Genomic DNA, 20,388 nt, shown 5'->3' on the forward strand with positions numbered 1-20,388 from the left:
CATGCGCGCCGGTAAGCTCGACAAGCGCATTGAACTCCAGCGGGAAACCCAGATCGTCAAACCTTCAGGTTCGGTCGTGAAAGAATGGCAGACATTCGCCACGATCCGCGCCGAAGTCGTGCAGCAATCTGCATCCGAATATCTGACCGGCTTCGGTGAAGCGGAGACGAACACGGTCATATTCCGTATTCGTTACGTGGCTGACATCAGCACTGACGACCGCGTTTTCTATTCCGGTAAGCCTTACGACCTGAAGGAAATCAAGGAAATCGGACGGCGGCGCGGTCTCGAATTGAGGTGCGCGACGTGACACACCTACGCGGCGTGAAGCCCGCGCTCACGCGTGACCGCGATCCGCTTACTACAACGCCATCCGTTCCGAAATATTTCAACTCCTACGCCAAGGCTGAATGGAAGCGCGTAATGCCGCGCCTGATCGAAGATCGGATCATCACGAAAGCCGATCTTGGCGGCATTGAGGATTTTTGCGTTGCGCGCGGTCGTATCCGCGAAATTGAAAACCTGTTCCGCGTAGCAGGTGGAGCACCGGACAAGGTTCTCTTCGGCATGCAGAATCGCGCAATGCAAACCGCGCGACAGCTTGCGGCGGAATACGGCTTGTCGCCAACGTCACGCGCACGCGTTCAGGGACAAACCGAAGAACAAGACGACGATAACCCCTTGGACGTTCGGTAATGAGCACGAGCGCCTACCCGGAATGGATTTTTGACGGTTCACCGATTGCCGACCCTCTGGGATTTGGCGAGCGTGCCGTTAAATTCGTCCGGCTCTTGAGGCATCCGAAGAGCACGGCAACCGGTCAGGTTTTCCAACTTTACGACTGGCAAGAGCGCATTATTCGCCGCATCTATGGCCCTCGCCATCCAGACGGCAGCCGAGTCGTTACCAAAGTGTTCTGGATGATTCCGCGCGGCAATCGAAAGACTAGCCTAGCCGCTGCATTGTCGCTTCTGCATACCATTGGCCCCGAGCATGTTCCGGCTGGACAGGTGATTTTCGCCGCTTCAGATCGCGAGCAAGCCGGGATTGGCTTCAAAGAAGCCGCCGATATCATCCGGCAAGACAAGCGCCTGATCTCCGCAACGCGCATTTACGACGCTCATAACAGCGTAAAAAAGATCGTCTACAAGAAGAAAGGCGTTTCCCTGCAAACCGTTTCCAGTGACGGCGCGGCACAGCACGGCAAGACCCCGGCCTTCGTTCTGGTCGATGAAATCCACGCTTGGAAAGGCCGCGATCTTTGGGAAGCCCTGAAATCCGGATTGGTAAAGACGCCGAACACGCTAATGGTGATCGCCACGACCGCCGGACGCGGACAAGAGAACCTAGGCTATCAGGAATACGAATACGCACGAAAAGTCGCGACCGGGGAAGTGGTTGATCCTTCCTATTTGCCGATCATCTTTGAAGCCGACGCCAAAGACGATTGGCAGGATGAGGCGCTTTGGCACCGCGTTAACCCCGGCTTGCAATATGGCTTCCCTGATCTTCCGTCTTTCCGCCGGGAAGCGCAGCAAGCCGAGCACCGGCCATCCGAGCGCCACGCATTCAAGCAACTGAATTTGAATATCTGGCAAGCCAACAGCCGCGATCCGCTCTTCGATATGGCCGTCTATGATGAAGGCCGGTTTGATTTTGAGCTTGAAGAGCTAGCGGAATTGCCCTGCTATCTTGGCGTCGATTTGTCAGTGAACGGCGATTTGACCGCGGTAGTTGCGGCATGGCGGCATGAGGATGGCCGGATCACGGTTCACCCTTGGTTTTTCGTTCCCGGCGACGACCTTGCCGACCGCGCGGCGAAGGATAACGTTCCCTACGTCGCTTGGAAGGAAGATGAGCTTATCAATGTCATTGATGGGCCGATCATCGAACCGGATGAAATCGAGAACCATATTCGCGAGCTATGCGCGACCTATAACGTGCAGGAAATCGCGTTCGATCCGCATCTTGCGCGCAAGATCATGCAGCACCTTTTCGATGAAGGCTTGCCAACCATCGAAATGCGACAGGGACCGCTCACCATGGGACCGGCCATTGGCGATCTTGAGCGCACCGTGAACGGCTTCAAAATTCGCCACAACGGTCATGCCGTTCTGCGCCATCACTTTGATAGCGTTGTCGCATCCCGCAACGATACCGGCCTTGTCCGGATGCACAAGGCCGCGAACAACAATCGCATTGATGGCGCGGTCGCCGCTGCCATGGCCGTTAGCCGCGCATGTGCCGGTGAAACCAGTCAGTCCAAATACAATGACCCCGATAGCGGCGGCATTTTCACATTTTGAGGAATCAGTATGGCAACCGATGAAGAACGCCTAGTTATCGCCCTGGAGGCTCGTATCCGCGACTACGAGAAGAACATGGAACGTGCCATGCGTTCCGGCGGAAAGAGCTACGACGCGATGGAAGCTCGTGCCAAACAGTCAGCGCAACGGATGGAAAAATCGATGGCTGATGCTGGTAGCGGCATTAACAAACGTCTGGAAAGCCTATTCAAGCCGTTCATGGCGGGCGGTATTGCAACGGCAGCTATCGCCGCAACCGCAACCGCCGTGACCCAGATTGCAGGCAGCATTGCGGAAGTAGACCGTGAAGCACGCAAGGCCGGCGTGTCGTCGCAAATCTGGCAGCAATGGTCATACGTCGCCAAAGCGACCGGTGCGACCATCGATGGCGTAACCGACGCCCTCAAGGAATTGAACATTCGCGGCGACGAATTCGCCAAGACGGGCAAGGGTTCGGCTGAGGACGCGTTCAAACGCCTTGGCTATTCCGCCGCTGATGTTGGCGAGCGCTTACGTGATCCTAATCGCTTCCTTGATGAGATTATCCGGAAGCTTCAGCAATTGGACAGCGCCGGACAAACGCGTGTCTTAGATGAACTGTTTGGCGGAACCGGCGCAGAGCAGCTTGCCAAATTCCTTGGCCTTTCCGTCGCGGAAATCCAGAAGCTTCGAAATGAGGCTGCGACCTTCAGCAACGAGCAGATCGAAGCTGCCAAGAAGATCGATGCTGAATTCGAGACGCTTTGGCAGAACGTTCGCGTTTACGCCAAGAAAGCAGCAATCGAGTCTGTGAGTTATGCCGAAAAGATCGTCGCCACGATCAGCAAATTGAAAGGTGATGGCTATGTAGCTTCCGCCCGGGGCAATTTCTTGTCGGACGAAGCCACACTTGGCCGCGCTCTGGAGCGCCGTAGGAAGCTATTTGAAACCATCGCGGCTATCGAAGCATCCGGTGAAAAAGGCCGCATGACCGCCTTGCCAAAACTCCGGCAGGACGTGGAAGCCCTCGACCGCGAAATCGATCAGCTTCAAAATGGCACCGTCGATATGGAAACGGCGATGCGCACCTTGTCGGAAGCAAGCCGGTCGCTTTCCAGCGGCTTTAGCGGCAACGTGACGGCAGCGACCAATTTCAAATCCGCCCTTGCTGACCTCAAGAAATTCATTCCGGAACTGAAAGCCGAGCTCGATACGCTCGCACAGAATGATGCGATCGACACCGCCTATCAGAACGCGGTGAAGAATGCGCGCACCATGTCAGAAATCCGCGCGGCGACCGATACCGCAAATCGCGCCAAGTCCGCCGCGACCTTCGGAAGCCATAAGGATATGCTTTCCCTCATCGGCGCGGCGGAAGGCACTGACAAAGGCCGTGGTTATAACGAGACCCTAGATTATGGTCGCTGGACGGGCGGCGCGCGCAATCTGACCAGCATGACACTTACTGAAATCCTCGCGTTGCAAGATAGTATGCGGACGCCGGAGAACCGCGCACTTTACGGCAACGGCAAGGGATCATCCGCGCTAGGCCGCTACCAGATTACCAGCGGCACGCTTCGCGACGTGATGAGTCAGCTTGGTTTGACCGGCGACCGACTGTTTGATGAAAACACCCAGGACGAAATTGCACGCGCACTGATACGCCGTCGTGGCAATAATCCGGACGCCCTTCGCAACGAATGGGAGGGCTTGCGACGCGTTGATGACTCCACAATTCGTGAAGCCTACTCCGGCACACCGACTGCGCCACAGAAGCTTGAGAATACGCCCGCACAACAGAAGGCGGTCGATTTGGTCAAGCAGCAGGATGACGCCCGAAAGGGTCTCAACCTTTCAGTGCAAGAGGGCTTGGACCTCGCGAAATTCGAACAGTCCATCTCCGGCATGACGCAATCGCAGCAGCAAATCGAACTGGCAGTCTATCAGCGCCAATTGGAAGCTCGCCGCGCCGGTATCACGCTTACGCCGCAAGAGCTCGCAGGCATCCGCGCCAAGATCACCGAAACGCAACGCTTGGACGATGCAACCGGAAAATCGCAAGAGCGCATGGAACAGATGAAGGATGCGCAGCAATTCATCGCGCAAGGCTTCACCGATGTTCTGACCGGCGTTCTTACTGGCGCGACAACGGCGGAACAGGCCGTGCAGCAGTTGCTATCCTCGTTGATCAGCGCCCTTGCTCAAGCAGCTTTGCTTGGCGAGGGACCGCTTGGCGGTTTGTTCGGAGGTGGCACCGGCATTCTTGGCGCGATCTTTGGCTTTGCCAATGGCGGTTACACCGGCCCCGGAGGAAAGTATGAACCAGCTGGTGTCGTGCATCGCGGCGAATACGTTATGAGCCAGAAAGCAGTGAACTGGATTGGCCTTGAGAACCTTGAGCGCCTTCATCGTGGATATGCGGACGGCGGTTTGGTTGCGCCGAACCTTAGCCCGCCATCGTTGCCACGTCCGCAGCTTTCACGCGGATCACCGGTATATGCGCCGCAGTTCAACATGCCGGTGACGGTCAATGCCAACGGCGGAACACCTGAGCAAAACCGCGATCTTGCGCAACAGACAAGCCGTGAACTGAAGACCATGGTGAAAGCGGTAATGGCTGAAGAAATGCAGAACCAGCGCCGTCCCGGCGGCATGTTGCGAAGATAATTCGAAAATCACGAAGCACGCCGACTTCCAAACGCTATAACCAAAGAAAACCCCGTGTGTGCTGGTTGAAGGACACATACGGGGTCATTGGCTTACTATTTCATCACGTGGAGTGACTAGAATGTATTATAGCAAGACTTCGACGGCGTGCTTCGATATTCCGCACAAATCGCGGAAAAAAAGCGCATCTCATCCCTTGCCGCGTTACCCGAATTCACCGCTCTTGGACGGTCGCATTCTTGAGATCATTGCGGAGCGCAATGGCGACGCACGACCGGTCAATATTGTGTCAAAATTCGGAGGCTCAAAACAGCCGAATGACGAGTCCGATCAAGACGTTATCCATGCTTCCGGCGAACCTTGTGCAGTAGCTCCACTTACACCACGCCTCTCATCATCTCTCTCACCCTCCTGTTCACCTTCTACTAGACGCACTCATTCGCCCGTCACACGCTCGCGTTCACGGACCAAGACGTTGGAGAAAGCGGTCGCGCGGATGCCGAATCCTTATGTCAAACAGTGGCGTCACCTCTGGCAGCATGAAAAGCTCGCCGCGAGCTTCGAGGCTCTTGAACGCCGTGAAGGATTGGCGTTCACGCTGAAGCTTTCTCCGGCTCGCGAGAAGATGCTCTTGAACCACGTCGAACCGGCGAACCAGATTGCGCGCTACATCGGCAAGGAAATGACGAACGCCTTTAACGAGGTGCTTCCATATAGCTTCACCTTGGAATTCTCACCCTCCGGCGTATTGCACCTTCACGGTGCTATTCGGCCCTTTGATCGCTCAAAGACTCATATCGAGTCACTGAAGCGTGTTCTCATGCGTGCTGGCGGGAAGTGCTCCGGAAAGGTTGCTTCGCGCCAGTGCGTCCTCAAGAGTCTTACAGACGGCTTAGGATGGGCAGCATATCTGAACAAGGCTGGTAACGACGCAGCCGAGCGGCTCATGACGAACAAGGTCACGTTCATATCGAACAATCTTCGGAAGATCGCAGAGTGTGACCATCGTCAGTTCAGATCGACGATCTATTAACCGTTGAACGCCTTACAATATTCGATCAGGCCTTGTAGCGCGCTACATACCTGAATTCTCGCTTGAGAAGCTGTTGTTCATCATCTGATCGATTTCGTCGTCCAGCGGCGTGCGCTGCTCTTCGGCGGCGCTCAAGAACACTTTCAGCGCCTCCTCGATGAGCACATGATCCACGCTGTGAAGCGGGTAGAGCCGCCCATTGGTCTCGACTTCGGTCAGGAGATTGCCGAGAGCCAGGATAACGCCTGGAAGTGGCTTGATCTTTACACCTTCGGCGAGCGCTGCCGCTGCTACCGAAATCTTGTGCGGCCGCTGCCCGAACTTTCCGCTGAACAGATCAGGGCGATCTTTCCAGGCGATCGCAACCATGTTGTTCGCCATTTGCGCGCAATCGGCTGCAGGGTTTCCAAGTCCTGCTCGCAAGGAAATCTGAAGGAGGTTCTGCACCACGACGGCAGCCTCGGACATTTTATAGGTATTCTTGATGGCCCCAAACACTCTGTGTCTCCCATTTAAACTATGCTGGTTCCAAACGACCATATTTGGCGAGTAAACTTCTTGCCCCTCCATGGCATCACTAAGTGCTTCGCAGGAGAATTGATATATCTATCACCGTAACCAGGACGTCTCGACAAAATGTCGCACCTTAAATCGAGTCCGATCAGTGGGTTAGCGAAAATAGTAAATCAGCACTGACTTACTATTTGATTTTGTTGAATAATATCCTCTTTACGGGGATTCCGCGATGACTCATAAAAGCATCGTTCAACATCAACGGAGCTACTCAAATGAGCCACTACATACCCCGCGAAGCCTACGAGCGCCTTGTCGCCGCCCTTCAGTCCTCACCGTCCGGAATGATGGACGTTCGCAGCCACATCGTTCTGTCCCTTGGCGAGATTGCGGACGTCTGGCCGGACGATATCAGGGAAGAGTGGGAAGCACCGGTGATATCGCGCGCGAATCACAAAATGGCAGGAGCTGTCAGTAATCGGAAGCACGCCGACAACGAAACGCTATAACCCAATCGCTTGTGATATTTACCGGAGAATCAGATGAGTAACGAACTTTCAAAAACCACGTCAAAAGGCATCTACCGCGCGAACTACCATGTGAAGGATGGCATGGTATTCGTAGTGGGTGATGGCTTCAAGGAAGCCACCCAGCTTGGAAACCTGCCGGTCAAGACAGTAGCCGAATCCTTGTTTTCAAGCGCCATTGGAAGTGGGAAAGCAAAACCCGAAAAGCCTCTGAGCCAAGGAGGCGAAGTGTAATGGCACTTTCACCTCAACTACTAGCTTTGATCGTGAAGGCAGCAACAGAATCCTATGTTCAACGGAAGTGGGCCTTAGAGCAGCAAATCGACGAGGCCCAGGACGAGTTAGAAGCGTTACAAAAGCCGAGGATTCGCGTGCCAGCTCTAAGTTATAGGGGACACATTACGGCCAAACCTTAGAAAGAGTAAAAGACCGCTTCGGCGGTCTATTTTTATTGTGATAGAATTCTTGCGAGTTAAAGTGATTCTGGAGGACGGATTGAGTGAGGATTTCTCAAAATTACAAGCGATTTTTGTTCCGCATGAGTATCGTCGCCGTAATGACCTGTTAAATCTTGGCAAAAAACTCGTTCATTATACATCGGTAGCCAATGCTATCTCGATCTTCCGCAAGAATGAAGTTTGGATGCGGAACGCTAGATGCATGAATGACTTTATGGAGGTCCAGCACGGCTTTCAGTTAATGCAAAGATTACTCGAACCGCCGGTCGACAACCAAGCTGAGAAGGGGTTACGGCAGTTGGGGATAGCCGTTGATGAGATATTTCCCGACACCGTGCAAGAAACCGTCGAGTTGTTCTCTGGATGGTCGCAACCGCTCATACACAATACCTACGTCACGTGCCTATCGGAACACGACCCCTCGGAGGACGACTATGGACGGCTGTCCATGTGGCGTTCATACACGTCCAATCAAGTTGGTGTCGGGCTAGTGATCAAACCATTGCCGCTCTATCTTTTAGCCGAAACATTCGGGGCATTTAGCAGCCCAGTCTACTATGTTACCGAAGGCGACCTACACGGCATTTTTGTCGAAATCGCTCAAAACATTCGTGCCAATAGGACCTACCTCGCTTCGAAGGGTAAGGAGGAGTTGAAGGGCTGGTTATTCACGCTGCTTCGATCGATCGCAATGTGTTCAAAGCATCCCGGTTTTCACGAAGAGAAAGAATGGCGAATAATGCACACTCGAAAGCTGGATGAGCAGGGAACATTAATCCTTGATGTCGAGTGCCCAAACGGAATCGCCCAGCCGGTCTTCAAAATACCGCTGAAAGACCACGAACAAAGCGGGATGACGGGTATTTCAATCCCGGAATTGCTGGATCGCGTAATTATAGGCCCCACACAGTTTCCGCTAGCCGTTTATGATGCCCTCGTTATTGAACTTGGAAAGGCAGGTGTAGCGGACCCCGAGAAAATAGTGACTTACTCCGCCATCCCACTGAGGACATAAGGGATTATCTGATGTCCGAGGAAAAACGATCGAACCAAGAGTCCTTGCCGGACTATGATGACTATCGAGAGCATCGCAATCTTTTAGATACTATTCGGCGCGAGCAGCGCTCCACCTTCGACAAACAGGTCTTGACCTTATCGACGGCAGCCTTGGGCTTTTCCGTTGCGCTATTGTCGTTCTTCTACCAGAAATCTCCCGATTTAGAGCTTCGATTCATTGTTATCTCGTGGATAGCCTTCGTCCTGGCTATTTCGTTCAACCTGTTTTCTTATAATACTGCCGAACTCGCATTGAAGAGGGAAATAGATGATCTAGACCGGCAGATGGTGGGACAACAAAAGATATCAGAAGTAAATAGTTGGCAGAGGACAACCAGTATATTGAACACTTTGGTAGCCATCGCTTTCATTGTAGGCGCGGTTGGACTGCTGGGATTTGCCTACACCAACGCCGAAGCTGGCAAGTTGCAGCAACAGATATCTCAAACACCCTTCGACAACCTCGAACTGTCGAATACTCCTTCGTCTCCCTCGCGGTTACAGGGAGAAATGCGGAATTCAGGCTCAAACGATCCGGTCAAAAAGGATATGAACGATGCCTTTAAGGGGCCAATTGACAGTAATTCGGTTCCCACCGGAATGACAGCGCCTTCACAACCTGTGCCTCGACCGGCGATGCCGCAGGGACTGCCCAATCAATCAGATGCGCCAAAAGCAGATGACAAAAAGTAGGAACAATAGATGAGCAAGCCAACTACGCCTGCACCGAGACCGTTTGGAGACGGAGTAACTTCGACGCGAATGCCTGTCCCAAGACCGCCTGCACCTTCATCCACGCCTAAACCCTCTCAAAAGTAATCTAAATCGTCCAAAGGATGCCAAGAATGACACAGAATGACCGACCGCGTCCCGGAGGTATCGAGCACAGCGGAATAACATCTTCAGGCCGACCGGTTCAGCGACCAATTCAGCAGGACACAAGTGATAAGCCCGACAAGAAGAAGTAATAATAGCCGCGCCTCATCTTCGGCGCCTCCTACCAAGAAAAAGCGTGCTGTTCGCATAACCAAAAAGGAAGCGCTCAACCGCATTGACGACATGACTCAGCGTCTCGAGGACGATGTTAAAGCAGCACTTTGGATTGAAGCCGCAATGGAGGCTGCGAACGCGTTTGTAGTGAGTGACAAAGACAGACATTATCATGGCGCAGAGACATACAATGCGGTTGCTCAAAGTATGATGCTCACCTTCGCAATCACAGTCGCCAGACTATTCGACCAAGGGGTAAAAAATAGGCACCCTAATAAGCGGGACGTATCATCGCTGCCACTATTCGTTCGACTTTTACGCCAGAAGCGATGCAGGAACGCTCTTATCGAACGAGCACGCCATTGGTCTCCAGCGCAGCTAGGCCGGGGAGCGATAAATGCGCGCGATTGTGAGAATGCTATAGATCGTGCGATTGGGGCCTATCACTCATTGTCAACCACGGGACATGGACGACACGCGGTCGCTCGCCTGAAACAGTTCCGTGACTATCGGGTAGCGCATACGCTCATGAAAGCTCCGGCCCGCAAGCACCCTACATACAACAGCCTTTTCCTACTGGTTGATACTGCTCGAAACGTGATGCAAGCGGCAATCCTTGCCGTGAAGGGTCACGATCCAATGCTAGAATATTTCGAGCAAGACCATTCGAAAGAGGCAAAAAAGTTCTGGGAGACTGCTTTGAAAGGCGCAACGATTACCGACTGACCGGCGCGAAGGTCATCATGCTACACTTGGAACGCACACAAAACTGCTACACAGCAGGGCAGGGCAGTCAACATAAGTTATTGATTTTATTTTGAAAAATGGTGGGCGATGAGAGACTCGAACTCCCGACATCTTCGGTGTAAACGAAGCGCTCTACCAACTGAGCTAATCGCCCTTCACAAGGGTGCGTTCCGGAGCGTTTATGCGTTTCCGCCGATATTGGCAAGAGGGGATGCGACACTTTTATGATTTGTCGGATGAGTTTTTAACAATCGCATCTTTCCTCTCCAGTTGTGCTTGACACACCCCCGCGAACCCCTTAAACGACCGCTCACGCCGTACAAATAGTACGGTACGAAAGTGCGCGGGTGTAGCTCAGTTGGTTAGAGTGCCGGCCTGTCACGCCGGAGGTCGCGGGTTCGAGCCCCGTCACTCGCGCCACTTTTCCCTCAGTGATTTCAAGTAGATAATTCCCTTAGGGAACCGCTGACTATTGCAGCCCAAACACCGTGCATGGAGCAGCGATGCCGCGCAGCCTGTGCTCGCCGAGCGGGGTCAGTAGCTGCGTCGTTTCCGCCGCAAAGGTCCCGGAGATCAATACCGTGCGGCTGAGCGGCCGGCACAGGCCTTCCAGTCGGCTCACCAAGTTCACGGCAGGGCCGATTGCTGTGAAATCCAGCCTGTCGGCAGTGCCAATATTGCCCCAAAGCATCTGGCCGAGATGCAGTGCCGTGCCGAACGATAAAAGCGGCATGCCTTGCGCAGCGCGGGCGCGATTGAGGTGGTCCATCCCGGCGCAGGCAGCGGCGACTGCGCGCAATGCCGCGTCGCATGCAGCAGGAGCGTCGCGCTCGCCGATCGGGAAGATCGCCAGCACGCCGTCGCCAATGAATTTTAATACTTCACCACCGAAGGCATGGACGGCACCGGCGATGCGGTCGAACCAGGCGTCGAGGGCGGCGATCACTTCCTTCGCATCGGCCGACTCCGACAATTCGGTGAAACCCCGGAGGTCGGCATACAACAGAGCGGCCCGTATAGTCTCACCGGGCTCGCGCTGCAAACGGCCCGCCAGCACCTGCGCCGCGCTGCGCCGGCCGAGATAGGTCGTCAGCAGTGCGGCCAAGGTCGAACGTGCGGCCAGCAAGGCAAGCGGTGCAGCGGCAAACCGCGCTACCTGGTGCAGCAACTCCGATTCGGATTGGCTGAATGGCCGGCTGCCAGTCCAGGCAAGCACCGCGCCGTCAGATGGGCCGCCGGAAAAATCCTCCTGTATGGTACCGGTGCCGATGCCAGCCAGCCAGTTGCGAGCGACATGGGTGTGCTCGAGATCGACAGGTCTGGCCAAAGCTAGAGCTTCTATCACCCTTCCTGTATCGGCGCGCCACAGCCAGGTGCGTCGCTCGATGACCGGGTGCGGTGCGGCTTGGGTGAGCGCGCCGCCAGACAGCGGCACACCGTCCGCTATGAGTCGCACTGCGAGCGTGGCCAGGAAGACGTCGCCGTCTGGCATGTCAAGCGCTTTGTCAACCAGAAAGGAGAGAGCGGACGGCAGCTGCATAGTGCAATCATGCAGCCATATCAGGTACCTGTCACGAGCTTTTGTTTCTTGCGCCAAACCTCGATTGGCTTAAATTGCACCAAAGCTGGAATGATATCGAGCCGCGCGGGAGGAATCGCCGATGACCGAGACGTTTCACAGTGAGATTGAAATTGCAGCCCCACAAGCGACAGTCTTCGCTTTCCTCACCGATCCCGACAAGATTATACGCTGGATGGGCACGAGGGCGACGGTCGAGCCTCATCCCGGCGGCATTTATCTCCTCAGCATGAACGAGACCCACAGTGCCCGCGGCCACTTCACGGAAGTGATTCCGGTTCATCGTCTGGCCTATAGCTTCGGCTGGGAGGACCACGAGAATGTGCCGCCGGGTTCGGGCCTGATCGAGATCGACCTCGTCGAGAAGGATGGGGGCACGCTCGTGCGCTTCACCCATGGCGGACTGCCCGACGAGAAGGAACGTGCCAGCCATGAAAAGGGCTGGAACCATTATTTGCGCAGATTGGCCGTAGCAGCGGCTGGCGGCGACCCAGGACCGGATACATCTCCGGAGGCATGAGGTCCGGTCAGATGGAGGGTGGTCAAAGAAGCTCCGATCATTCTGGCCGTCTCTCCGCCGATGATGGTTTTTTCCATGTAATTGCCATGCAGTGATATTATATGCCCCAGACGCACTTGCGAGCTCGGCCTGACTGAAAGGGAGCGATCAATGGCAACAACGACTACGGTACGACATGCGGTGTTTGGAATCGGCGTGTTTGTCGCCCTTTCCGGCGTTGCTCACGCTGGAAGTTACGCTGAAATCCTGTTTAAGGAAAAGTTCGAAGTCCACATCCGGGAGATGGTTGCAGACGGTATCACTCGTAGGAATGCCGACTACATCGCTTATGCTGCCCTGGCTCGTGGTTCGTACGAAATGTGCGGCGATCACCTATTTCCGAAGAGTCTGGTATATAGCAGCTATCGGCAATCGCTCGAAGAGACATCACTGCCGCAGAGAGTAGTTGATCGGCACATCCGCGCTTTTGAAGGTATCATGAATGCAGAGTTGCAGGATAAGCGCGTACTCATGGAATATTGCGGATCAAAGCCATAGATCGCGGCGCTTTTGCGCGCTATTGCGGTACCATTCCTCGAGGGAACTACGGCTTTTCCGTAACGGTTCAACTTTTGCCGTTTTTACCGGACAGGGAATTGCCGTATGTGCTCGCGAGATAGAGCAACGCGTACGTCAGACAGAACGACACTAGGCATGGTAGCAAGTAGCGGGTCATGGAGCACCTGGCTGTTAGATTAACATGAGTGTCCATCTGAAGAATGAGGATTTTGCTAAGATCAAAACTAAAACGCATTTCATATCCGATCAGCGAGAACCCGCGTAAATGCATTGCTGCGTTGCACAAAAATCATTTGTGAAGCATTTCAACTGTATGCAGCATCGTCCTTCCTCCAGACGCGCGGTCGCCTCATGCCCTTACCGATTCTTGCCCTTGCCATAGCTTCGTTCTGCATTGGCACAACCGAGTTCGTGATCATGGGTTTGCTACCGGAAGTAGCGGCCGATCTCGGCGTGTCCATTCCAAGTGCAGGCCTCCTGGTTACCGGATACGCGCTCGGCGTTGTCATCGGAGCCCCGATCATCGCGATCGCCACAGCATCGCTGCCGCGTAAGTCAGTGCTGATCGGATTGGCGATGCTGTTTGTCGTCGGCAATCTCTTCTGTGCGATTGCACCCAACTACTGGATGCTCATGGTTGCACGAGTGGTAACTGCGTTTGGTCATGGTGCCTTTTTCGGAATTGGTTCAGTGGTGGCCGCGAATCTTGTTCCCCGCCATAAGCGGGCCAGCGCTATCGCATTGATGTTTGCAGGCTTGACGCTTGCCAATATTCTCGGCGTGCCGGCAGGAACTGCGCTCGGGGAGATCTATGGTTGGCGTGCAACTTTCTACGCGGTAGTTGCGATCGGTATTGCTGCCGTAATAGCTATCGTTTTGCTTGTCCCCGCAACCAAGGAAGAACAGAAGGGCGGGGGCTTCAGAAGTGAAATCAAGGTGCTTGGGAAATTGCAGGTCTGGCTGGCCATGCTTATCTCGGCATTGGCATCCGCCGGCCTTTTTGCCGTGTTCACCTACATAAAGCCAATCCTGACTGACGTCTCAGGCATTTCGACATCGGCGGTCACGTGGGTGCTCTTGCTCTTTGGCGCAGGTATGACGGTTGGCAACATCATCGGTGGAAAACTTGCTGATTGGAAACTTATGCCGACTGTAATTGGCACGCTCGTCGCGCTCATGTTCATCCACGCAATTTTTGCCGAAGTCAGCGGGAATGCCGTTGCTGCAATCGTTGTTGTATTCGTTTGGGGTGTCTTGACCTTTGTCATCGTTCCGCCGCTGCAAATGCGGGTGGTCGAGACGGCTGAAGAGGCGCCAAATCTGGCGGCAACGCTCAATCAGGGAGCGTTCAACGTTGGCAATGCGTCCGGCGCATGGATTGGCGGGGCGGCGCTGACTTGGGGGGTGTCTTACCAGAACCTGCCTTTTGTTGGATCGGCGCTCGCCGTGATTGCCGTTCTGGTTGCTGTTGGCTCATGGGTTTTGGACCGCAGGGCGGGGCAAGCCAGGCTCGCCTTCGACGAAGGGGAAAGGCTCAGCCTCGAGCCGCTCGCTGGCCTTTAATGCGATGGCATTGCTCAGCCAAAACGAATGGCGCTGAAGATGCGCAATTCATCCCCTAAATCGTTTGTAGGACCGAATGTCGCAGTCACAGGCGCGTGTTGAAGGTCGCTCGATGGCTGCTCCAGATTAATATCGTTCTAAAGAGCAAATCGACGCGATTTTGAAGCGTAATATGGGAAAAACGCCATATTTTGGCGATTTGCAGACAAATCAGGTAGCCCGTGAAGTCAACATATGGACGTTGTTACGATTTTTGTTGCACTTGCGCGCATGACGCTAACGCGCTAACCCTCGGCCTGTCGCACCCTCTTCAAGAATGGTGTGATCTGTCGCGTATTTGTGGCAGTCATGTGCATAACATGGCATTCTTGTCAGCCTGAGTTCACAAGGCGGAAAAAGACGGATCATGAACGAGTTGTTGAGTTCCTACCTGCCCATCGTTATCTTTATCGGGGTAGCGCTGGTAATCGGTCTGGCACTGTTGGTTGCGCCTTTTCTGGTCGCATATAGTGCACCGGACCCTGAGAAATTGTCGGCCTATGAGTGCGGCTTCAACGCCTTCGACGACGCTCGTATGAAATTCGACGTACGCTTTTATCTCGTTTCGATCCTGTTCATTATCTTCGACCTGGAAGTGGCCTTTCTTTTCCCGTGGGCAATCTCTTTTGGCAAGATTGGCTGGTTCGGCTTCTGGTCGATGATGGCCTTCTTAGGCGTTCTGACGATCGGCTTTATTTATGAGTGGAAAAAGGGAGCGCTGGAATGGGATTGACCGACAGCAACACTACCCTCGTAGCACCACAACCAAAGGGTATTCTTGATCCGAACACCGGCAAGCCCGTCGGCTCCGACGATGCCTTCTTCGGCGAGATCAACAATGAGCTCGCCGACAAGGGATTTCTCGTCACCTCGGCCGATGCACTGGTTACCTGGGCGCGAACCGGGTCGCTGATGTGGATGACTTTCGGCCTCGCATGCTGCGCGGTTGAAATGATGCATACTTCCATGCCGCGCTATGATGGCGAACGCTTTGGCTTTGCCCCGCGCGCTTCACCGCGGCAATCGGACGTGATGATCGTTGCCGGCACGCTGACCAACAAGATGGCGCCAGCTTTGCGCAAGGTCTATGACCAGATGCCCGAGCCGCGCTATGTCATCTCTATGGGTTCCTGCGCCAACGGCGGTGGTTACTATCACTATTCTTACTCCGTGGTTCGGGGCTGCGACCGGGTGGTTCCCGTCGATATCTATGTTCCGGGTTGCCCGCCAACTGCAGAAGCGCTTTTGTATGGTGTCTTGATGCTGCAGAAGAAAATTCGCCGCACCGGCACGATCGAACGATAGGAGAGGGCGATGTTCGAAGAAGCATTGAATGAACTCTCGGTCTATCTCAAGGAAAAGCGGGGTACTGTCCTGAAGTCAGTGCAGTTGGCTTATGGCGATCTCGCCATCGAAGTCGAGATCGGTGCGCTACTCGATACGCTGACTTTTCTGCGCGATGATGAGCAGTGCCAGTTCGTCTCTTTGATCGACATCAGTGGCGTGGACTATCCATCGCGCGCTGAACGCTTCGATGTGGTTTATCATTTGCTGTCACCACGCCGAAATTTGCGCATCCGCGTTAAAGTCGCAACTGATGAAGATACGCCCGTGCCATCGGCGACACCGGTCTATCCCGGGGCGGATTGGTATGAGCGAGAGACCTACGATCTTTATGGCGTTCTGTTCTCGGGACATCCTGATCTTCGTCGTATCCTCACGGACTATGGTTTCGAAGGCCACCCGCTGCGCAAGGACTTTCCGTTGACCGGTTTCGTCGAGGTTCGCTACGATGATGAGGTCAAACGCGTGGTTTACGAGCCGGTCGAACTCAGGCAGGAATTCCGCAATTTCGACTTCCAGTCGCCGTGGGAAGGCACAGAGTACGTGCTTCCGGGTGACGAGAAGGCCAAGGTGAATTGAGCGCGGTGGCAGCAAGCATCACGCCAGGAAGCACACAATGACTGAACATAGCGTCCGTAATTTCAACATCAATTTTGGTCCGCAGCATCCGGCGGCCCATGGCGTTTTGCGCCTCGTGCTCGAGCTCGATGGTGAAGTGGTCGAGCGCGTTGATCCGCATATCGGTCTTCTGCATCGTGGCACCGAGAAGTTGATGGAGGCCAAGACGTATTTGCAGGCCGTGCCCTATCTTGACCGTCTCGACTATGTCGCGCCGATGAACCAGGAGCATGCGTATGCGCTGGCCATCGAACGACTGCTTGAGATCGAGGTCCCAAAGCGCGGGCAATTGATCCGTGTCCTGTTTTCAGAAATTGGGCGGATTCTCTCGCATCTTTTGAACGTTACCACGCAGGCGATGGACGTTGGGGCGTTGACGCCCCCACTTTGGGGCTTCGAGGAACGCGAAAAGCTGATGGTGTTCTACGAGCGCGCTTGCGGTGCTCGCATGCACGCTGCTTATTTTCGTCCTGGCGGCGTGCATCAGGACCTGCCGGACCAGCTGATCGAGGACATCGGCAAATGGTGTGATCCATTCCTGCAGACAGTCAAGAATCTCGATGATCTGATCACGCCGAACCGTATTTTCAAACAGCGTAACGTCGATATCGGGGTCGTGAAGCTGAAAGATGCGTGGGCCTGGGGCTTTTCCGGCGTCATGGTTCGCGGTTCGGGTGCAGCGTGGGATTTGCGCAAGTCGCAACCTTACGAGTGCTATTCAGAAATGGAATTCGACATTCCGATCGGCAAGAATGGCGATTGCTATGATCGCTATCTGATCCGTATGGAAGAGATGCGCCAATCCGTTCGCATCATGCGTCAATGCGTGGAGCAGTTACTGGGTAAAGAGCGTGTGGGACCGGTCTCAAACACCTCCGCCAAGATCGTGCCGCCAAAGCGCGGCGAGATGAAGCGTTCGATGGAATCCTTGATCCACCATTTCAAGCTCTACACAGAGGGCTATCGCGTGCCAGCGGGCGAAGTATATGCCGCTGTCGAAGCACCTAAGGGCGAGTTCGGTGTGTTCCTCGTTTCGGATGGTTCCAACAAGCCCTACCGGGTCAAGTTGCGGGCTCCGGGCTTTGCCCATCTTCAGGCCATGGATTTCATGTGCCGTGGCCACATGCTTGCCGATGTCTCCGCAGTCCTCGGCTCGCTCGATATCGTATTTGGTGAGGTTGATCGTTAATGTCCGTCCGCCGTCTCGCAGAAAATAACGTCCAGCCAGCAGCGTTCGCTTTCAATCGCGAAAACAGCGCTTGGGCGAAGCTTGCTATCAAGAAGTATCCAAAAGGTCGCGAACAATCTGCTGTTATCCCGCTATTGATGCGTGCACAGGAGCAGGACGGCTGGGTTACCAAGGCGGCCATTGAACATGTCGCGACCATGCTCGATATGCCCCTGATACGTGTTCTCGAAGTTGCGACCTTCTATACGCAGTTCCAGTTGAAGCCCGTGGGCAGCCGCGCTCATATCCAGGTATGTGGCACGACGCCATGTATGCTGCGTGGCTCAGAAGATCTGAAAAAGATCTGCCAGCACAAAATCCATCATGACCAGTTTCAGCTGAATGAGTCCGGCACCCTGTCCTGGGAAGAAGTCGAATGTCTCGGCGCCTGCGTCAACGCGCCGATGATCATGGTGTTCAAGGATACTTACGAGGATCTGACACCGGAACGGCTCGAGGAAATCATCGATGCGTTCGATGCCGGCAAGGGCGATTCTATTCCGGTTGGCCCGCAGATCAAGCGTATTTTCTCCGCACCGCAGACGGGTCTGACTTCGCTGAATAACGATGAAAAACCCAAGCGCGCGAAAGCTGCCAACTCGGACAAGGCTAGTGTGCCGCCCTCGAATGCCGCTAAACCTGTTACGCATGATGAAGCAACGAATGCAGCGATCAAATCACCTTCCAAGGTGAAGACGACCAAAGGGGCTGAAGAGGTGACTTCGAAACCAGCAGCTGCTGCGGCACCTGCCGCGCGGACAATCAAAAATCCCCCATTGGCCGAAGGCTCGCTGGGCGAAAAGCCTGCCGTGCAGACGATCAAGGCTCCAGCGAAGCTGGTTTCGCTCGAAGACAAGGATCGTCCTGTCGGTATCGAAAAGCCGGAAATCGTCGATGATCTCAAGATGATCTCCGGCGTTGGTCCAAAGCTCGAAATCCTCCTGCACGAGCTAGGCATCTACACGTTCGCGCAAGTTTCGGCGTGGAAGAAGGCCGAGCGCGACTGGGTAGACAGCTATATAAAATTCGGTGGCCGTATCGAGCGGGACGACTGGGTCAAGCAAGCCAAGGCCTTGGCCAAAGGCGGCGAAGCCGAGTACATCAAGGTTTTCGGCAAGAAGCCGAGATAAATGGATTGGCGGGTGCAGATTTCGCATGCGCAAGATTGGACGAAGAGAGTAGGACCGGTGCGAAATGCTTGCTGATAAGGACCGCATCTTCAATAACATCTACGGCATTCACGACAAGTCGTTGAAGGGCGTGATGTCGCGCGGCCATTGGGATGGCACAGCGGGTATCATTGCCAAGGGCCGCGACTGGATCATTAACGAGATGAAGGCCTCGGGCCTGCGCGGGCGCGGTGGCGCCGGCTTCCCGACCGGTCTGAAATGGTCGTTCATGCCGAAGGAAAGCGATGGTCGTCCGCATTATCTTGTCATCAATGCAGATGAATCCGAGCCGGGCACCTGTAAAGACCGCGATATCATGCGGCACGATCCCCATACGCTGATCGAAGGCTGCCTGATTGCCGGTTTCGCCATGGCTGCCCATACCTGCTACATCTACGTGCGCGGCGAATATATTCGCGAGCGTGAAGCACTGCAGACCGCTATCGACGAATGCTACGATGCCGGTCTTTTGGGCAAGAATAACAAGAATGGCTGGGACTACGATATTTTCGTCCATCACGGAGCTGGCGCTTATATTTGCGGCGAGGAAACCGCGCTGCTCGAAAGCCTTGAAGGCAAGAAAGGCCAGCCGCGCCTGAAGCCGCCATTTCCGGCCAATATGGGCCTTTATGGTTGTCCGACGACAGTCAATAACGTCGAGTCCATTGCAGTGGCTCCGACGATCCTGCGCCGCGGTGCGGCGTGGTTCTCCAGCATTGGTCGTCCAAACAATGTCGGCACCAAGCTGTTCATGGTGTCCGGACACGTCAACAATCCCTGCACAGTCGAAGAAGCCATGGGCATTCCTTTCCGAGAGCTGATCGAGAAGCATGCCGGCGGCATTCGCGGCGGCTGGGACAATCTGCTGGCGGTTATTCCCGGCGGCGCATCCTGCCCTGTGGTAACGGCGGCAGACATCATGGACTGCCCGATGGATTTCGATGGACTGCGCAACGTCAAATCGTCGTTCGGCACAGCTGCTGTCATCGTCATGGATAAATCCACCGATATTGTCCGCGCAATTGCGCGTCTGTCCTACTTCTTCAAGCATGAGAGCTGCGGCCAGTGCACTCCGTGCCGTGAAGGGACTGGCTGGATGTGGCGCGTCATGGAGCGCATGGTGACAGGCAACGCGCAGAAACGCGAAATCGATATGCTGCTTGATGTAACAAAGCAGATCGAGGGTCACACGATCTGTGCTCTTGGTGATGCGGCTGCATGGCCTATCCAAGGTCTCATTCGCAATTTCCGTCCGGAGATCGAACGCCGGATCGATGAATTTTCACGCAACGCTGCCGCAAGCCCAGTGCTTGTCGCTGCGGAATAGGTGAAAGCGATGTCAGATAACGGCACCAAGAACTCCAGCGCTGATTTGGTGTCACTGATGCCGAAGCACATATTGCCAGCGGCGAATTTACTGACACCTCAGCTCGGCGCTGTGGCAGCGGCTTCCGCGCTTGGCCTCGGTGTTGCCAGTCAGATGTGGGGTTTCTG

Annotated in this window: 21 protein-coding genes and 2 tRNA genes; 20 read left to right on the top strand and 3 right to left on the bottom strand. The window is 54.7% G+C overall.

The window, feature by feature from the left end; all coding sequences use genetic code 11:
- The first annotated feature begins 1 nt into the window (after nucleotide 1).
- From C7476_RS07630 to C7476_RS07650, 5 genes are all read left to right on the top strand, one after another.
- Nucleotides 2–310 carry a phage head closure protein gene (locus tag C7476_RS07630; protein ID WP_245426216.1) on the top strand — a complete coding sequence of 103 codons (309 nt, stop codon included), beginning with the start codon at nucleotides 2–4 and terminating at the stop codon, nucleotides 308–310.
- Nucleotides 307–696 (top strand): phage terminase small subunit P27 family, encoded by a 390-nt coding sequence (locus C7476_RS07635; protein WP_114429473.1) that lies wholly within the window; start codon nucleotides 307–309, stop codon nucleotides 694–696. Before C7476_RS07630 ends, C7476_RS07635 begins: the two co-directional genes overlap by 4 nt.
- Nucleotides 696–2,306, top strand: coding sequence for a terminase large subunit (locus C7476_RS07640; protein ID WP_114429281.1), 1,611 nt, complete (start codon nucleotides 696–698; stop codon nucleotides 2,304–2,306). The genes C7476_RS07635 and C7476_RS07640 overlap by 1 nt, the downstream gene beginning before the upstream one ends.
- 9 nt (nucleotides 2,307–2,315) lie before the next feature.
- The gene (locus C7476_RS07645; protein ID WP_114429282.1) at nucleotides 2,316–4,952 is read left to right on the top strand and encodes a phage tail tape measure protein; all 2,637 of its coding nucleotides are present in this window, start codon (nucleotides 2,316–2,318) and stop codon (nucleotides 4,950–4,952) included.
- A 496-nt stretch (nucleotides 4,953–5,448) separates the two neighbouring features.
- Nucleotides 5,449–5,985: a hypothetical protein gene (locus C7476_RS07650; RefSeq protein ID WP_114429283.1), complete on the top strand. Its 537-nt coding sequence runs from the start codon at nucleotides 5,449–5,451 to the stop codon at nucleotides 5,983–5,985.
- A 42-nt stretch (nucleotides 5,986–6,027) separates the two neighbouring features.
- Here C7476_RS07650 and C7476_RS07655 read toward each other — a convergent pair whose 3' ends face one another.
- Nucleotides 6,028–6,483, bottom strand: a complete 456-nt coding sequence (locus C7476_RS07655; RefSeq protein ID WP_114429284.1) for a hypothetical protein — start codon at nucleotides 6,481–6,483, stop codon at nucleotides 6,028–6,030.
- 290 nt (nucleotides 6,484–6,773) lie between these two features.
- On the opposite strand from C7476_RS07655, the gene C7476_RS07660 reads away from it, so the two are divergent.
- From C7476_RS07660 to C7476_RS07685, 5 genes are all read left to right on the top strand, one after another.
- Nucleotides 6,774–7,007: a hypothetical protein gene (locus tag C7476_RS07660; RefSeq protein ID WP_114429285.1), complete on the top strand. Its 234-nt coding sequence runs from the start codon at nucleotides 6,774–6,776 to the stop codon at nucleotides 7,005–7,007.
- Nucleotides 7,008–7,040: 33 nt separating this feature from the next.
- Complete coding sequence (locus tag C7476_RS07665; protein WP_114429286.1) at nucleotides 7,041–7,259, top strand: hypothetical protein; 219 nt, start codon at nucleotides 7,041–7,043, stop codon at nucleotides 7,257–7,259.
- A 261-nt stretch (nucleotides 7,260–7,520) separates the two neighbouring features.
- Nucleotides 7,521–8,498 (top strand): DUF2971 domain-containing protein, encoded by a 978-nt coding sequence (locus C7476_RS07675; protein ID WP_114429288.1) that lies wholly within the window; start codon nucleotides 7,521–7,523, stop codon nucleotides 8,496–8,498.
- 11 nt (nucleotides 8,499–8,509) lie between these two features.
- Nucleotides 8,510–9,232 (top strand): hypothetical protein, encoded by a 723-nt coding sequence (locus C7476_RS07680; RefSeq protein WP_114429289.1) that lies wholly within the window; start codon nucleotides 8,510–8,512, stop codon nucleotides 9,230–9,232.
- A gap of 249 nt (nucleotides 9,233–9,481) precedes the next feature.
- A complete protein-coding gene (locus C7476_RS07685; protein WP_147274632.1) occupies nucleotides 9,482–10,255 on the top strand; it encodes an AbiU2 domain-containing protein in 774 nt (257 codons plus the stop codon).
- A 99-nt stretch (nucleotides 10,256–10,354) separates the two neighbouring features.
- On the opposite strand, the gene C7476_RS07690 is transcribed toward C7476_RS07685, so the two are convergent.
- A tRNA-Val gene (locus tag C7476_RS07690) sits at nucleotides 10,355–10,430 on the bottom strand.
- A gap of 189 nt (nucleotides 10,431–10,619) precedes the next feature.
- On the opposite strand from C7476_RS07690, the gene C7476_RS07695 reads away from it, so the two are divergent.
- A tRNA-Asp gene (locus C7476_RS07695) sits at nucleotides 10,620–10,696 on the top strand.
- Between the two features lie 49 nt (nucleotides 10,697–10,745).
- Here the strand turns inward: C7476_RS07695 and C7476_RS07700 are convergent.
- Nucleotides 10,746–11,816, bottom strand: a complete 1,071-nt coding sequence (locus C7476_RS07700; protein ID WP_114429291.1) for an adenylate/guanylate cyclase domain-containing protein — start codon at nucleotides 11,814–11,816, stop codon at nucleotides 10,746–10,748.
- Between the two features lie 121 nt (nucleotides 11,817–11,937).
- Here C7476_RS07700 and C7476_RS07705 point away from each other — a divergent pair, with 121 nt between their 5' ends.
- The 9 genes from C7476_RS07705 (at nucleotide 11,938) to nuoF (ending at nucleotide 20,221) form a co-directional block, all read left to right on the top strand.
- A complete protein-coding gene (locus C7476_RS07705; RefSeq protein WP_114429292.1) occupies nucleotides 11,938–12,375 on the top strand; it encodes an SRPBCC family protein in 438 nt (145 codons plus the stop codon).
- Nucleotides 12,376–12,525: 150 nt separating this feature from the next.
- Nucleotides 12,526–12,912: a hypothetical protein gene (locus C7476_RS07710; RefSeq protein ID WP_114429293.1), complete on the top strand. Its 387-nt coding sequence runs from the start codon at nucleotides 12,526–12,528 to the stop codon at nucleotides 12,910–12,912.
- 372 nt (nucleotides 12,913–13,284) lie between these two features.
- Nucleotides 13,285–14,496, top strand: coding sequence for an MFS transporter (locus tag C7476_RS07720; protein ID WP_114429475.1), 1,212 nt, complete (start codon nucleotides 13,285–13,287; stop codon nucleotides 14,494–14,496).
- 406 nt (nucleotides 14,497–14,902) lie between these two features.
- On the top strand, nucleotides 14,903–15,268 hold the full coding sequence (locus tag C7476_RS07725; protein ID WP_112530887.1) for an NADH-quinone oxidoreductase subunit A: 366 nt from the start codon (nucleotides 14,903–14,905) through the stop codon (nucleotides 15,266–15,268).
- Nucleotides 15,259–15,840 carry a NuoB/complex I 20 kDa subunit family protein gene (locus C7476_RS07730; RefSeq protein ID WP_114429295.1) on the top strand — a complete coding sequence of 194 codons (582 nt, stop codon included), beginning with the start codon at nucleotides 15,259–15,261 and terminating at the stop codon, nucleotides 15,838–15,840. The genes C7476_RS07725 and C7476_RS07730 overlap by 10 nt, the downstream gene beginning before the upstream one ends.
- Nucleotides 15,841–15,849: 9 nt before the next feature.
- The gene (locus C7476_RS07735; RefSeq protein ID WP_114429296.1) at nucleotides 15,850–16,458 is read left to right on the top strand and encodes an NADH-quinone oxidoreductase subunit C; all 609 of its coding nucleotides are present in this window, start codon (nucleotides 15,850–15,852) and stop codon (nucleotides 16,456–16,458) included.
- Between the two features lie 37 nt (nucleotides 16,459–16,495).
- A complete protein-coding gene (locus tag C7476_RS07740; protein WP_114429297.1) occupies nucleotides 16,496–17,686 on the top strand; it encodes an NADH-quinone oxidoreductase subunit D in 1,191 nt (396 codons plus the stop codon).
- On the top strand, nucleotides 17,686–18,855 hold the full coding sequence (locus C7476_RS07745; protein ID WP_114429298.1) for an NADH-quinone oxidoreductase subunit E: 1,170 nt from the start codon (nucleotides 17,686–17,688) through the stop codon (nucleotides 18,853–18,855). The genes C7476_RS07740 and C7476_RS07745 overlap by 1 nt, the downstream gene beginning before the upstream one ends.
- A 64-nt stretch (nucleotides 18,856–18,919) precedes the next feature.
- Nucleotides 18,920–20,221, top strand: a complete 1,302-nt coding sequence (gene nuoF / locus C7476_RS07750) for an NADH-quinone oxidoreductase subunit NuoF (protein WP_114429299.1) — start codon at nucleotides 18,920–18,922, stop codon at nucleotides 20,219–20,221.
- Nucleotides 20,222–20,388 lie beyond the last annotated feature (167 nt).

The organism is Phyllobacterium bourgognense (assembly GCF_003337575.1).
Lineage (GTDB): Bacteria > Pseudomonadota > Alphaproteobacteria > Rhizobiales > Rhizobiaceae > Phyllobacterium > Phyllobacterium bourgognense.

Coding starts and splice junctions, on each gene's coding strand:
- C7476_RS07745 (WP_114429298.1), top strand. CDS start 17,686: ATGTCCGTCCGCCGTCTCGCAGAAAATAACGTCCAGCCAGCAGCGTTC.
- C7476_RS07660 (WP_114429285.1), top strand. CDS start 6,774: ATGAGCCACTACATACCCCGCGAAGCCTACGAGCGCCTTGTCGCCGCC.
- C7476_RS07630 (WP_245426216.1), top strand. CDS start 2: ATGCGCGCCGGTAAGCTCGACAAGCGCATTGAACTCCAGCGGGAAACC.
- C7476_RS07665 (WP_114429286.1), top strand. CDS start 7,041: ATGAGTAACGAACTTTCAAAAACCACGTCAAAAGGCATCTACCGCGCG.
- nuoF (WP_114429299.1), top strand. CDS start 18,920: ATGCTTGCTGATAAGGACCGCATCTTCAATAACATCTACGGCATTCAC.
- C7476_RS07740 (WP_114429297.1), top strand. CDS start 16,496: ATGACTGAACATAGCGTCCGTAATTTCAACATCAATTTTGGTCCGCAG.
- C7476_RS07650 (WP_114429283.1), top strand. CDS start 5,449: ATGCCGAATCCTTATGTCAAACAGTGGCGTCACCTCTGGCAGCATGAA.
- C7476_RS07720 (WP_114429475.1), top strand. CDS start 13,285: ATGCCCTTACCGATTCTTGCCCTTGCCATAGCTTCGTTCTGCATTGGC.
- C7476_RS07725 (WP_112530887.1), top strand. CDS start 14,903: ATGAACGAGTTGTTGAGTTCCTACCTGCCCATCGTTATCTTTATCGGG.
- C7476_RS07680 (WP_114429289.1), top strand. CDS start 8,510: ATGTCCGAGGAAAAACGATCGAACCAAGAGTCCTTGCCGGACTATGAT.
- C7476_RS07700 (WP_114429291.1), bottom strand. CDS start 11,816: ATGCAGCTGCCGTCCGCTCTCTCCTTTCTGGTTGACAAAGCGCTTGAC.
- C7476_RS07640 (WP_114429281.1), top strand. CDS start 696: ATGAGCACGAGCGCCTACCCGGAATGGATTTTTGACGGTTCACCGATT.
- C7476_RS07645 (WP_114429282.1), top strand. CDS start 2,316: ATGGCAACCGATGAAGAACGCCTAGTTATCGCCCTGGAGGCTCGTATC.
- C7476_RS07735 (WP_114429296.1), top strand. CDS start 15,850: ATGTTCGAAGAAGCATTGAATGAACTCTCGGTCTATCTCAAGGAAAAG.
- C7476_RS07730 (WP_114429295.1), top strand. CDS start 15,259: ATGGGATTGACCGACAGCAACACTACCCTCGTAGCACCACAACCAAAG.
- C7476_RS07705 (WP_114429292.1), top strand. CDS start 11,938: ATGACCGAGACGTTTCACAGTGAGATTGAAATTGCAGCCCCACAAGCG.
- C7476_RS07710 (WP_114429293.1), top strand. CDS start 12,526: ATGGCAACAACGACTACGGTACGACATGCGGTGTTTGGAATCGGCGTG.